Below are 14,002 nucleotides of genomic sequence, written 5' to 3'. Positions count from 1 at the left end.
GAGCGATTAAAAAAGGGACGGCGCGCCGTCCCTTTTCCGTCGTTCTTCATGACATGCGGCGAGCGCGCTTCATCGAATTGAAATCAACAAAACGCGCTGCCTTCATGCGTTACAGCGAGTAATACATCTCGAACTCGATCGGATGCACCGCCTGACGATAACGCTGCAGCTCGTTCGTCTTCAGTTCGATGTATGCGTCGAGCATCGAATCCGTGAACACGCCGCCGCGCGTCAGGAACTCGCGGTCGCCGTCCAGCGCGTCGAGCGCCTGATCCAGGCCCGCGCACACGGTCGGGATCTTCGCGTCTTCTTCCGGCGGCAGGTCGTACAGATTCTTGTCCGCGGCTTCGCCCGGATGAATCTTGTTCTGCACGCCGTCGAGACCCGCCATCATCAGCGCGGAGAAGCACAGGTACGGATTCGCGAGCGGATCCGGGAAGCGCGTTTCGATACGGCGGCCCTTCGGGTTGCTCACGTGCGGAATGCGGATCGACGCCGAGCGGTTGCGAGCCGAGTAAGCCAGCTTCACGGGCGCTTCGAAGTGCGGCACGAGACGCTTGTACGAGTTCGTACCCGGGTTCGTGATCGCGTTCAGCGCGCGCGCATGCTTGATGATGCCGCCGATGTAGAACAGCGCGAATTCCGACAGGCCCGCATAGCCGTTGCCCGCGAACAGGTTCTGGCCGTCCTTCCAGATGGACTGGTGAACGTGCATGCCCGAGCCGTTATCGCCGACGATCGGCTTCGGCATGAACGTCGCCGTCTTGCCGTACGTGTGCGCGACGTTGTGGATGATGTACTTCATCTGCTGCAGCCAGTCCGCGCGCTGAACCAGCGTCGAGAACTTGGTGCCGATTTCGTTCTGGCCCTGGCCCGCCACTTCGTGGTGGTGCACTTCGACCGGAATGCCGATCTGTTCGAGCAGCAGACACATTTCCGAGCGGATGTCCTGGAACGTGTCGACAGGCGCTACCGGGAAGTAGCCGCCCTTCGTGCCCGGACGGTGGCCGGTGTTGCCGCCTTCGAATTCCTTCGCCGACGACCACGGCGCTTCTTCCGAGCCGATCTTCACGAACGTGCCCGACTGGTCCGTGTTCCACTGCACCGAATCGAAAATGAAGAATTCCGGCTCCGGACCGAAGAACGCGGTGTCGCCGAGGCCCGAGCTCTTCAGATACGCTTCGGCGCGCTTCGCGAGCGACCGCGGGTCGCGCTCGTAGCCCTTGCCGTCGGCAGGCTCCACCACGTCGCAGGTCAGAACCAGCGTGGATTCTTCGTAGAACGGGTCGATGAACGCGGTGTCGGCATCCGGCACGAGCAGCATGTCCGACGCTTCGATACCCTTCCAGCCGGCGATGGACGAACCGTCGAAAGCGTGGCCGCTTTCAAATTTGTCTTCGTCGAATGCCGATACCGGCACGGAAACGTGTTGTTCTTTGCCGCGCGTGTCGGTGAAGCGAAAATCGACAAACTTGACGTCCTCGTCCTTGACGAGTTGCATGACGTCGGCCACGGATTTACTCATTACCTATCTCCTGATTAACAAAAGTCGGCGAATCGCTCCGCCGCCTCGACCAATTCTGCACTGCCGTTTCAATCGAGGGTGGGAAAAGCAGCTTCTATGCCATGTGCGTTATGCGCAGGCTAGATGGCTGAACTGCTTAGGTTTTTTAACGAGGCGCGAGCGGTGTCCGTTTTTCCTACCTCGCTGGTTCCAACGACTCAGCACCAAATGTGTGCATCCATCCTAGCACCGTCATCCAATCGCACTATTTCTGTGCTTAACTCGCGAAATGCACCTAAAGTGTGCTGGATTGTTCCCGAGTTGCGCGCTTGCACAGCACGCTAGAATTAATCGTTTAGCCAACGGAGACACCTCGCCATGAGTACGCTCGACCAACTGTACGGCAAAGCCGCGAGCCGGGCCGCCGAGAACAATCTCACCTACGCGGGCGCGTTGCTCCCCGCCGAAGCCTTCGAATTCCTTCAACTGGAACCGCGCGCTCGCCTCGTCGACGTGCGCACCCGCGCGGAACTCGACTGGGTGGGCCGGCCCGCGATCAACGGCGAGCAGTACGCGCACATCGAATGGATCCGCTATCCCGGTTCGGTGCCGAACGCTGAGTTTATCGAACAATTAAGACAAATCGCCACTCCGGATACGCCGCTCGTGTTTCTGTGCCGCAGCGCCGCTCGCTCGAAGCTCGCCGCCGTCGCCGCGCAGAATCAGGGGTTCACGAAAGCCTACGACCTGCTGGAAGGCTTCGAAGGCGACAAGGACGGTCAGGGGCACCGCAAGACGGTCTCGGGATGGTGCTACCGCGGATTGCCGTGGATCGGGGCGTGAGGCCGCGCGTCGGGCGCTAGCCGTCGAGCAATGCCCGCGCGCGGGCGACCGCCGCTTCGTCGACGGGCGCGAGCCCCTTGCCGCCGACCCGCACGCCCGAGCCGAAATGCACCGCCCGCACGCCTGTCGCAGCGACGAAGGGCGCGAGCGCGTCCACGGTCAGGCCCGCGCCTGCGAGCACGGTGCAACGCGTGCCTTGCGAGCGCTCGACGAGCGATTTGATTTGCGTTTCCGCTTGCAGCACCGACGGTTGGCCGCCCGACGTCAGCACGTTCGTGATGGCGTCGAAGCCGAGCAGCGTGTCGAATGCGGCGGCTAAATCGCGCGCCTCGTCGATCGCGCGGTGGAACGTGAGGGGCAAGCCATCGGCGGCGTCGATCACGCGCGAGAGCGCATCGGTATCGATCTCGCCGTTCTCGCGCAGCATGCCCACGACGATCGCGTTCGCACGAGTCTTTGCGATGGCGCGAATGTCGCGCAGCATGACGCCCAGATCGTCGGCATCGTAGACGAACGAGCGGCTATGCGGCCGCACGATCACGTTCACCGGAATGCCGACCGCGTCCACGACCGCTTCCATCAGCCCGATGCTCGGCGTCAGCCCGCCCTCGCCCATCGCGGTGATCAGTTCGATGCGGTTCGCCCCGCCCCGCTCGGCGGCGCGCGCGTCCGCGACCGTCGTCGCAATGACTTCGAGCAGAATCAACGCGCCTCCTCCGGCGGCACTTCGACGACCTCGCCGCCCAGCGCCGCCACGCCTTCGCGCAGCGCCTCGAACGCGGCGTTCGCGCGCTCGGGATCGCCCTTCACGCCCAGATCGATGTGCGGCCGCGCGTAGAGCGCCCCGCGCGCCGCGTCGCCGACGCTCGGCAAGCTAAAGGCACGCACGCCGGCGAAATCGCGCTCGATGGCAACCATCAGCGGCGTGATGCGCGATTCCGGCAACCCGAAGACGAGCAGCGAACGCTCGACATACGGCGTCGCGTGGTGCAGATGCGCGTATTTCGTGTCGAGCACCCATTCGATCATCGGCCATGCCATGACCGGAAAGCCCGGCACGAAGTGATGATCGCCGACCGAGAAGCCCGGAATCTTGTTGTAGCTGTTCGGAATGATCTCGGCGCCCTGCGGGAACATGCCCATGTTCAGCCGATGCAGGTTCTCGGGCGAATCGAGATCCGCAGGCTGGTCGCCCGCCATGTCGCGAATGCGCGCGCGGATCAGTTCCGCCGCTTCCGGCTGCAACGCGAGCGGCACGCCGAGCGCCTTGGCCGCGCACTGCCGCGTGTGATCGTCGGGCGTCGCGCCGATGCCGCCCGTCGAAAACACGATGTCGCCCGACGCGAACGTGCGCGCGAGCGTCGCGGTGATGCGCGCGGGATCGTCGCCGACGTATTCCGCCCAGTCGAGCGACAGCCCACGCGCGCCCAACAGTTCGATGACTTTCGGCAGATGCTTGTCCGTGCGCCGCCCGGACAGGATTTCGTCGCCGATGATGATGACGCCAATGCCCATGAGTGCCTCTTCTTTCTGTTGACTGCCGTTCAGGACTGCGCCGTGATGGCCGGATAACGCGGCTCGTTCGCCCGCAGCCGCGCGAGCGCGTGCAGGCAGTAGTGCGCGAACCACAGCGCCGAAAACACGAGAATGAACGCATACGCCCAGATCGTCACCGCGGCCACGACCGGAAACAGCGGCAGGAGCCAGACCGACCACGCCCAGATCAGCGTCGGAACGGAGCTCAACAATCCGCTCACGATGCCGATGGCGAGCAGCGGCCAGCGCGATTCCCGCACGATCGCGCGCCGTTCGTCGGGGCTCGCGTGCACGGCGAGCGCGTCGTAGGTCATCACGCGATACGTGAGCCAGCCCCACAGGAGCGGCGGAATCAGCGCGAAGAAAGGCGGGATCAACCAAAGCGGCAAGGTGACGACGAGCGCAACGAGGCACACGATGGTCGTCACCACAGAATGCCCGAGACTTCCGTACCACGAGCCACCGCGCCGCGCTTCGAGCGCCGCATAGTGGCCTTTCGGACTCCGCGTGAGCAGCTTGATGACGCCCGGCATGGAAAGCGTGGCGATTAGCAGAAGCACCGTCACGACGATCAGCGGAATCGTCACGACAACGACGAGGAACGGCGCAATGACCGCGTGCAGCGACGAGAAGCCGACGGCGTCGAAAAGGCGGTACATCGCGGAGGTCAGCGCCCAGCCGTCGAGCCAGCCGTTCGCCGCGCCGGTGAGCGTCTGCCAGAAGAACCACAGGATCGCGCCCCAGACGGCGGTGGCGACCGCGAACGGCATCAGCGTGAGCCAGAGCATGCGCGGATGGAAGACGTTCGCCAGCGCGCGCACGAACGAACGCAGCAGATCATTCATGCGTGATTCGTTGAAGGAAGAGTAAGCGACAGGATAAACCAGCGCGGGTTCGGCGCGCTGGCATCCACAAGAAGGCGAATGAAAGGCTCAGAGGGCAGCCGGCCGCTTGCCGGAATCCGCCGCGCGCCGCGCCGCGAGACGCGCGCCGATGCGCTTGAACGCGAGCCAGTGTTGCTCGAAGAAGCCGTCGCCGTAATTGACGGGCGCGGTGCCCGGCGCGCCCAGCTGATCGCGGATGCCGGTCGGCTCGACGGTGCGGTCGAACGACGCCGAGCGGAACAGGATGTCCCAGAACGAAAACAGCACGCCGAAGTTGCAGCCGTACGCCGTGCCTTCGTGACCATAGCCGATCGCGTGATGACGGCGATGGAACGCAGGACTCACGATCAGCCGGTCGCCGAGCCAGCCGAAATGCAAACGGATGTTCGCGTGCTGCACGCTCTGCATCAGGTTCGTGATCGCGACGAGCACGACGAATTGCGACGGCTCCACGCCGATCACGAGCGCGACAGCGGCGAAGAAGCTCGCTTGCAGAACGTCGTCGAGCAGATGGTTGCGGTCGTCGGACCACAGGGACATCTTCTGCTGGCTGTGATGGACCGCGTGCAGTTCCCACCAGATGCCGAACCGATGCTCCAGCCGGTGATACCAGTAACCGGCCAGATCCAGCAGAATCAGATAGATGGCGAACGTGACGAGCGGCTGCGTGGTCACGCCGGGCCACAGATTGTCGATTTCGAGCGTCGGCACGCCTTGGATGCGCAGCCAGCTTTGCACGGAATCGAAAATAGGCTGGAACGTGAAGAAGAAAAACAGATTGAGGATGCCGAGCTTCACGATCCACGTATAGAGCACGTCCACGCGCACGCCCTTGCGGTCCTGCCATTGCTCGGCAGGGCGCAAGGCTTCCAGCGGGCGCAGGATCGCGTACATCGCGATCACTTCCAGCACGCCGACGATCACCCAGTACAGCGCGTCGTACGTGTCTTCGTCGTAGTCCATCATGCCGATCTTGAAAAGCAGCGGCTGCACGACGTCCACGTACAACGTGGTCTGAACGGAAGAAACGAAGCTGTCGAGGGACGAGAGAATGACGTGAAACATGGTGCTCCGTGGAAGTCGGCCGGCCCTGGGAAATGACGCCCAGCGGCCCGTGACTCAATCGTAGTACAGGGCGCCCGCGAGCGCCCTTCTCACCGTTCGCCGCCGCGGTCAGGCGCCGTTGGGCGCGGTGACCGGCGCGCGGTCGAGGAAAAAGATGCCGTGCGGCGAACGTCCCACCGCGATGGTCTGGATGAGCTTGCGGTTTGCAAGGTCGATCACGCCGACATGCTTCGCGAAGCGGAACGTCACCCAGAGATACTTTTTATCGGCGGAAAGTTCCATGTCGTCCGGTCCGGGCAAGAGGCCGGTGATATCGCCGACGTTCGTGAGCGTGTCTTCGTCGATGATGCTGATGGTGTTCGCCACCCGGTTCGACACGAGCACATGCTTGCCATCCACCATCGAGCGGAAGTTGTGTGCGCCTTTGCCGGTCGTGATGGTCTTCACGACCTTCTGGTTGCGCCAGTCGACGACCGCCACGTAGTCCGCGCCCGTCATGCCGACGAGCAGGAACTTGTCGCCGGGCGTCAGCCAGACGCCCGCCGGCACCTTGCCGACCTTCATCTTCCATTTGACCGTCTGCGTCGGCAGGTCGATGGCCGCGATCTCGCCCGACACCTGAAGCGAGATGAACGCCGTGGAACTGTCGTTCGAGAACGCGATGTGGCTCGGCATGGTCGCGAGCGGCAGGCGCTTGGCGAGGCTCAGATTTTTGCCGTCGTAATGGTAGATATCGAGCCGGTCGAGGCGCAGGCCGGTGGAAACGAACCACTTGCGGTCCGGCGAGAAGCCGATCTGATACGGATCCTCGATGTCCTGCACCCAGCGCTGCACCGCGCCCGTTTTCGGGTCGACGAACATGAGGTTGTTCGACACCGAGTTCGCGACGATCAGCGACGAATTGTCGGGCGTCGGCATCAGGTGATGCGGCTCTTTGCCGGTCGGCACCGTGCCGATGACCTGATGCGTGTTTTCGTCGATGAGGCTCAGCGTGGCTTCCGCCGAATTGAGCACGATGACGTTATTGGCGAATGCCGCGGTCGCGGCAAACGCTGCGACCGCCGGAACCGCGAAGCGCGCGGCGCTGGCGGCGGCCGCGCGGAGGCGGCCGGAGAATAATGTGGAGCGCATGAATGTACACGTCGGAAAGCAGGCGTCATTGTAGAACGTTTGCATGCTCTAACGCGTTGACGGCGCGGCTCTTTTTGCGCAATTCGGTGCGCGTGCGCAAGAAATGCCGCCTGTTGGCGCGGCTTTCCGCCACGTTCGCGCGAGAACGCGGACGCGTCACCGCTGCATCGATTCCCAGACCTTGTGAAGGCGTTTCACGGAAATGGGCATCGGCGTGCGCAACTCCTGCGCGAAGAGAGACACGCGCAGTTCTTCCAGCAGCCACCGATACTCCGCGAGCCGCGCATCCGCGACGCCGCCGCGCTGCGACAAGGTCCGCTGGTACTGCTGCACGAGCGGCAGCAATTCCGCCATCAGGCGCGCGTCGCGGGCGGAATCGGCCTTCAGCTTGTCGATGCGCAGCGCGATGCCTTTCAGATAGCGCGGGAAGTGCGCGAGCTGCGCGTACGGCGTGTCGATCACGAAGCGTTTGCCGATCAGCCCGCTTAACTGTGCCTGCATGTCGGCGTAGGCGGTGGCGAAGGGCTTCGCCTGCGCGAGCTTCTTAGTGAGCGCGGCGTATTCCGCGAGAATCGTCCCCGCGAGGCGCGCGATTTCGTTCGCCAGCAACGTGAGGCGCCCTTTCGCGGCGTCGCGGCGGGCGTGAAAGCTGGCGTCGTCGTCGGGCAGCGGGTCTTGCAGGCATGCGCGGTCGAGCGCCGTCTCGACGATCTGGTCGCGCAACTCGTCGGCGGTGCCGAGCGCCATGAATTGCACCGACATTTCGCGCAGGCCCGGCAGGTTCTTTTCCAGATAGCGGATCGGCTCGCGCAATTGCAGCGCGAAAAGCCGCCGCAAGCCCGCGCGATGAATGCGCGCCGCTTCTTCCGGCGAATCGAACACTTCAACGTCGCAGTGCGTGATGCGATCCACCAGCGCCGGATAGCCGAAAAGCGTCTGCCCGCGCCGGCGGATTTCGAGCAACTCCGGCAGTTTGCCGAAGTTCCACGTCGTCAGGTTTTCGTAGAGCGCGGTGCTTTCGGCGGGCGCGGCCTGGGCGGCCGGTACGTTCGAATCGCCTCCATCGCCCGAAAGCGCGTCGAGCGCGACGCTCGCCGCTTCCGCCGTGAGCTTCTGAAAGTGCTGCTGCGCCTGTCCGCCGAGTTCTCCGCGCAATTGCGCTAGATTGCGGCCCATCGCGAGTTGCCGGCCGTGCTCGTCGATCACCTTGAAGTTCATGAACAGATGCGCCGGCAGCGTTTCCAGCTTGAAATCCGCGCTTTTTACGGCGATTTGCGTCTGTTCGCGAATATCCGCGATGAGCGCGTCGATCAGCGCGCCCGCGCCGAATTTTGGCCCCGCGTGACGCTCGGCGAAGGCGGCCGCGTATTCCGGCAACGGCACCACATGCCGGCGCAGTTTCTGCGGCAGCGACTTCAAGAGCAGTTGCGTCTTTTCCTTGATCATGCCCGGCACGAGCCATTCGACGCGGCGCGCGTCGATCTGATTCAGCCCGTAGAGCGGCACCGTGAGCGTCACGCCGTCGCGTGGCGCGCCCGGCTCGAAGTGATACGACAGCGTCATCTCGATGCCCGACATCGTCATGCGCTTCGGGAACAGGTCCGTCGTGACGCCGGCGGCTTCATGGCGCATGAGGTCGTCGCGCGACAGGAAAAGCAGTTGCTGCCTGCCCTCTTTCTTTTGTTCGTCGCGATACCAACGCTCGAACGCCGCGCCCGTCCAAATGCCTTCGGGCACGAGCGAATCGTAGAACGCGTAGATCAGTTCGTCGTCGACGAGCACGTCCTGGCGGCGCGACTTGTGCTCCAGTTGCTCGATATCCGCGACCAGCTTGCGGTTATGCGCGAAAAACGGCAGACGCGTGTCGAACTCGCCTTCGACGAGCGCGCCGCGAATGAAGAGCTCACGCGCGTATTTCGAGTCCTGCTTGCCGAAGCTCACGCGCCGCCGCGCGTACACGGTGAGGCCGTAAAGCGTCGCGCGTTCGAACGCGACGACTTGCGCTGCCTTCTTCTCCCAATGCGCGTCCGAGAGCGATTTCTTCAGCAAATGCGCGCCGACCGTTTCGAGCCATTCCGGTTCGATTTTGGCGATGGTCCGCGCATACAGCCGGCTCGTCTCGACGAGCTCGCCCGCCATCACCCAGCGCCCCGCTTTTTTCAGCAGCGCCGAGCCCGGCCACAAATGGAACTTGATGCCGCGCGCGCCGAGATAATGCGGCTCGTCGTCAGCCTTCACGCCGATGTTGCCGAGCAAGCCCGTCAGCAGCGACAGATGCACCTGCTCGAAGGTCGCATCCGATTCGTTCAACCGCCAGCCATGCTCGCGCACGACGGTCAGCAATTGCGAATGCACGTCGCGCCATTCGCGCAGCCGCACATGCGACAGGAAATTCGCGCGGCACGCGTCGGCGAGCTGCTTGTTCGACTTCTTGTGCGCGACGGCTTCCTCGAACCACTTCCAGATGCGCGTCCATTGCAGGAATTCGGAACGCTCGTCGACGAACTGACGATGCTTCTCGTCGGCCTGCTCCTGCGCTTCGATCGGCCGGTCGCGCGGGTCCTGGACCGAGAGCGCGGACGCGATCACGAGCACTTCGGTGAGCGCGTGATGATCGCGCGCGGCGAGGATCATGCGGCCGACGCGCGGATCGAGCGGCAGGCGCGCGAGTTCCCGGCCGAGACTCGTCAACGCGTTGTCGTCATCGACTGCGCCGAGTTCGTTCAGCAATTGATAGCCGTCCGCGATCGCGCGTCCCGGCGGCGGCTCGATGAACGGGAACGTCTCGATTTCCGTCAGATGCAGCGACTTCATGCGCAGAATCACCGACGCGAGCGACGAACGCAGAATCTCCGGATCGGTGAAGCGCGGACGCGACTGGAAGTCGGCTTCGTCGTAAAGCCGGATGCACACGCCGTCCGCCACGCGCCCGCAGCGGCCCGCGCGCTGGTTCGCCGCCGCCTGCGACACCGGCTCGACCTGCAGCTGCTCGACCTTGTTGCGGTACGAATAGCGTTTGACGCGCGCGGTGCCCGTATCGACGACATAGCGGATGCCCGGCACCGTCAGCGATGTCTCCGCGACGTTCGTGGCCAGCACGATGCGCCGCGCGTTCGACGGCCTGAACACGCGCTCCTGCTCCTGCGCCGACAGGCGCGCGAACAGCGGCAGAATCTCCGTATGCGGCGGATGGTGCTTGCGCAGCGCCTCGGCGGCGTCGCGAATTTCGCGCTCGCCGGGCAGAAACACGAGCACGTCGCCGGGGCCTTCGCGGCAGAGTTCGTCGACGGCATCGACGATGCCTTCCATCAGATCGCGGTCCGTCTTGCGGTCGCTTCGTTTCTGCGGCGTGCCCTGCGCGTTCTTGATCGCCTCGCTTTCCTCTTCGATCGGGCGATAGCGGATTTCGACCGGATACAGCCGCCCGCTCACTTCGATCACCGGCGCGGGCTTGTCCTCGCTGCCGAAATGGCGCGCAAAACGGCCGGCGTCGATGGTCGCTGATGTGACGATCAGCTTCAGGTCCGGGCGCTGCGGCAGGATTTCCTTTAAATAGCCGAGCAGAAAGTCGATGTTGAGGCTGCGCTCGTGCGCCTCGTCGATGATGATCGTGTCGTACGCCTTCAGCAGCGGATCGGTCTGCGTTTCGGCGAGCAGAATGCCGTCGGTCATCAGCTTGACGGACGCGCCGGGCGCGAGATTGTCCGTGAAGCGCACCTTGTAGCCGACGACTTCGCCGAACGGCGTGCCGAGTTCTTCGGCGATTCGCCGCCCTGTCGCCGAGGCCGCGATCCGGCGCGGCTGCGTATGACCGATCAAGCCGGCGCCGCCCGCGCCGAGGCCGCGTCCGAGCGCGAGGCAGATTTTCGGCAGCTGCGTGGTCTTGCCGGAGCCAGTCTCGCCGCTGACGATCACGACCTGATTCGACTCGATCGCACGCGCGATCTCTTCGCGACGGCCGGAGACGGGCAGCGCCTCGGGGAATGTGATCGGGGGAATCGGGTTCGGCGTGACGGTGCGGGGTTTGTCGCGCTTGCGGTCGGGGCGTGCTTCGGCGCCGGGCTGCGTGTCGGCGCTGCGCGGATTGCGATGGGCCGGCGTTGTGTTCTGCGTTGGGATGCGGTCGTCGCGTTTCGCGGCGGCGGCGTGCGTGTGCTCGTCTGCGTTCGCGCGGCGCGCTTCGCGGTGGGAAGCGCCGTCGTCCGCTCGGGGCGCGGCGTTCGTTTCGCCGCCCGACGATGCCGCCGCCCGTTCTTGCGACCGAGCGCGCGCGGGGCCGTCGCTGTGGCGCTCCGATTCACGCTGATTCGATTGTGCCGGCTTTTGCGCGCCGGGAACAGCGGGCGATTGCTCCGCGCGATGCCGCTCCACCGCGCTCGCACCGCGCCGGTGGGGCTGCTCGACGTTCGTGCCGTTTTTTGCGCTTCGGCCCACGTCCGACTGGTCCGCATGATGCGGCTTCGACGCGCTCGTTTCGCGTTGATCCGATTGTGCCGATCCCGGGCCGCGCACAACGGGCGATTGCGTTTGGCGACTCGGCTTCGCCGCCTCTGCGCCGCGTTCGTTCGATTGTGCCGGGTTCGCGACGCGTTCCGCGTTGGAGACAGCCACGGGTTGCGCCCCACGATTGGACTTCAGCGCGCCGGCACCGTGTTGGTTAGATTCTTCAAGCTTGACGGCGCTTTCCGCGCGTGCCCCAGCGCGCGATTGAGTCGCGGGATCCGGCCTTGGCGCACCTACGCCGCGTTCGTTCGGCTGTGCCGCCTTCGCGCCGTCTTCCGCGCTGCGGCCGGCTCGCAATTGCGTTGCGCGATCCGGCTTCGGTGCAACTGCGCCGCGTTGCACAGGTTGATCAAGCTGCGCGGCATCGTCCGCGCTTCGGACACCGGCCGACGTGGTGAGGCGACCCGGCTTGGCCGCTTCTGCGCCGCGTCGATTTGATTGGTCAGCGTTCGCTGCGCTTTCCGCGCCTGACGCAGCGCGCGATTGAGTCGAGGAGTTCGGCCTCGGCGCATCCAGGCCGCGTTGGCTGGACTGTGCCGCATTTGCGCTCTCCTCCGCGCTTCGGCCAGTTCGCGATTGCGTTGCGCGATCCGGCTTCGGTGCAACTGCGCCGCGTTGATCAGATTGGGAGCGCTTCGCAGCATCGTCCGCGCTTCGGACAACGGGCGATCGCGTCCCGCGATCAGACTTCCCCGATGGCCGTGCAGCGCTTTCCGCGGCCGACCCAGCAACGCGATGCGTCTTGTCAGCATCCGATCCGCGCGCGCCCGCGTTTGGCCCTTTCGAACCCGCGTCGCCCGACGACTTCAGCGCGCGCCCCGCCCCGGCATCGCGCGATAGCTGCGTCTGCTTCGACTCGTCCTGCGCCCCCGCGAACCGCCGCGCCGCCAGCTCTTTCTTGCTGAGCCCGGCCGATTCGCCCGGCGCCTCGCTCGGCCGCGCATCGCGCAACAGGTTCTCGCGCAGTTTCTTCAACTGCTCCTGAGCGGTGAGGGTCTTATCGGCGGACTGCGGCTGGCCCGGCTGAACGGGGCGTCTGGAAACATTCGGCATAGCGTCGCATTATAATCCCGGCATGAATTCCCAAACCGACCTCACCCTCGCGTCGCAGCCGCCCGCAAGCGAAGCCGACGCGCCGACTTCCCTCGGCCAGTTCGTCGACTGGATGCGCTCCGTGGCGCCCTATATTCACGCGTTCCGGAACAAGACGTTCGTCGTCGCGTTCGGCGGGGAACTCGTGCAGGAAGGACGGCTGAACGCGCTGGTGCAGGACGTCGGCCTGCTGCACGCGATGGGCATTCAGATCCTGCTCGTCCACGGCTCGCGTCCGCAGCTGGACGAACAGTTGAGCCTGCACGGCGTCGAATCGTCGTTCTCGCATGGACTGCGCATAACGGATGCCCGCGCGCTCGAATCCGCGAAGGAAGCCGCCGGCGAAGTGCGTCTCGACATCGAGGCCGCCATCAGCCAGGGTCTGCCGAACACGCCGATGGCGCACGCGCACATCAGCGTCGTGTCCGGCAACTTCGTGACGGCGCGGCCGGTCGGCATTCTGGATGGCGTCGATTTCCAGCACACGGGCGTCGTGCGCAAGATCGACGGCGATTCGGTGCGCCAGTCGCTCGCGAGCAACAAGATCGTGCTGCTGTCCTCGCTCGGCTTCTCGCCGACGGGCGAAGCCTTCAATCTGTCGATGGAAGACGTCGCGTCCGCCGCCGCCATCGCGCTGCGCGCCGACAAGATCATCTTCGTGACGGAGATTCCGGGCCTCGTCGATCAGGAAGGCGCACTGGTGCGCGAAATGTCGCTGGACGACGCTTACCGCCTGCACGAATCGGGCGAATTGCAGGGCGACACCGCGTTCTATCTGAAACACGCCATTCGCGCCTGTCGCGGCGGCGTGGCACGGGCGCACATCATTCCGTACGCGCTCGACGGCAGCGTGCTCCTCGAACTGTTCCTGCACGACGGCGTCGGCACGATGATCTCGTACGAGAACCTCGAAAGCCTGCGCGAAGCCACGCCCGACGACGTCGGCGGCATTCTCACGCTGATCGAGCCGCTCGAAGCCGACGGCACGCTCGTGCGGCGCGGGCGTCATCAGATCGAGCGGGATATCGATCACTTCTCGGTCATCGAGCACGACGGCGTGCTCTTCGGCTGCGCGGCGCTGTATCCGTACACGCAGGAGCGCATCGGCGAGATGGCGTGTCTCACCGTCGCGCCCGAAGCGCAAGGTTCCGGCGACGGCGAGCGGCTTTTGAAACGCATCGAGCAGCGCGCCCGCGCGCGCGGCCTCACGCGCATCTTCGTGCTGACGACGCGCACGGAACACTGGTTCCTGAAGCGCGGCTTCGTAAAGGTGACGGTGGACGATCTGCCGGAAGACCGCCGCCGTCTCTACAACTGGCAGCGCAAGTCGCTCGTCTTAATGAAACAGCTTTGAACTGACTACGGACGCGCGCCGCGCGTGCCCGGATTGCAAATCATGGAACCGGTAGGCCAAGCCGACACCGGTCGATAAAGGAGAAACACA

At 64.7% G+C, this 14,002-nt stretch carries 10 protein-coding genes; 2 read left to right on the top strand and 8 right to left on the bottom strand.

Features of this window, described 5'->3' with window-relative positions:
* Positions 1-109 precede the first annotated feature (109 nt).
* A complete protein-coding gene (glnA, locus tag JYK05_RS04540; RefSeq protein ID WP_175939973.1) occupies positions 110-1,525 on the bottom strand; it encodes a type I glutamate--ammonia ligase in 1,416 nt (471 codons plus the stop codon).
* 357 nt (positions 1,526-1,882) lie between these two features.
* Between glnA and JYK05_RS04535 the strand changes: the two genes are divergently transcribed.
* Entirely contained in the window at positions 1,883-2,347 is a 465-nt protein-coding gene (locus tag JYK05_RS04535) for a rhodanese-like domain-containing protein (RefSeq protein WP_206467913.1), read from the top strand.
* 16 nt (positions 2,348-2,363) lie between these two features.
* On the opposite strand, the gene JYK05_RS04530 is transcribed toward JYK05_RS04535, so the two are convergent.
* From JYK05_RS04530 to JYK05_RS04500, 7 genes are all read right to left on the bottom strand, one after another.
* Positions 2,364-3,053 carry a copper homeostasis protein CutC gene (locus tag JYK05_RS04530; RefSeq protein ID WP_206467912.1) on the bottom strand — a complete coding sequence of 230 codons (690 nt, stop codon included), beginning with the start codon at positions 3,051-3,053 and terminating at the stop codon, positions 2,364-2,366.
* Positions 3,050-3,862 (bottom strand): molybdopterin-binding protein, encoded by an 813-nt coding sequence (locus tag JYK05_RS04525; RefSeq protein ID WP_175939970.1) that lies wholly within the window; start codon positions 3,860-3,862, stop codon positions 3,050-3,052. The genes JYK05_RS04530 and JYK05_RS04525 overlap by 4 nt, the downstream gene beginning before the upstream one ends.
* A 29-nt stretch (positions 3,863-3,891) precedes the next feature.
* Positions 3,892-4,728: an EI24 domain-containing protein gene (locus tag JYK05_RS04520; protein ID WP_206467911.1), complete on the bottom strand. Its 837-nt coding sequence runs from the start codon at positions 4,726-4,728 to the stop codon at positions 3,892-3,894.
* 87 nt (positions 4,729-4,815) lie between these two features.
* Complete coding sequence (locus JYK05_RS04515; RefSeq protein WP_206467910.1) at positions 4,816-5,832, bottom strand: sterol desaturase family protein; 1,017 nt, start codon at positions 5,830-5,832, stop codon at positions 4,816-4,818.
* 108 nt (positions 5,833-5,940) lie between these two features.
* Positions 5,941-6,963 (bottom strand): beta-propeller fold lactonase family protein, encoded by a 1,023-nt coding sequence (locus JYK05_RS04510; RefSeq protein ID WP_206467909.1) that lies wholly within the window; start codon positions 6,961-6,963, stop codon positions 5,941-5,943.
* A 156-nt stretch (positions 6,964-7,119) separates the two neighbouring features.
* Complete coding sequence (gene hrpA / locus JYK05_RS04505; RefSeq protein WP_241269849.1) at positions 7,120-11,574, bottom strand: ATP-dependent RNA helicase HrpA; 4,455 nt, start codon at positions 11,572-11,574, stop codon at positions 7,120-7,122.
* Positions 11,575-11,699: 125 nt separating this feature from the next.
* Positions 11,700-12,218 (bottom strand): hypothetical protein, encoded by a 519-nt coding sequence (locus JYK05_RS04500; protein WP_175939966.1) that lies wholly within the window; start codon positions 12,216-12,218, stop codon positions 11,700-11,702.
* A 323-nt stretch (positions 12,219-12,541) separates the two neighbouring features.
* Between JYK05_RS04500 and argA the strand changes: the two genes are divergently transcribed.
* Positions 12,542-13,912: an amino-acid N-acetyltransferase gene (gene argA, locus JYK05_RS04495; protein WP_175939965.1), complete on the top strand. Its 1,371-nt coding sequence runs from the start codon at positions 12,542-12,544 to the stop codon at positions 13,910-13,912.
* The last annotated feature ends 90 nt before the right edge of the window (positions 13,913-14,002 follow it).

This window comes from Caballeronia sp. M1242, from assembly GCF_017220215.1.
Classification (GTDB): domain Bacteria; phylum Pseudomonadota; class Gammaproteobacteria; order Burkholderiales; family Burkholderiaceae; genus Caballeronia.
Note: the sequence above shows the minus strand (reverse complement) of the source record. Positions and strands in the feature narration are given on the sequence as shown.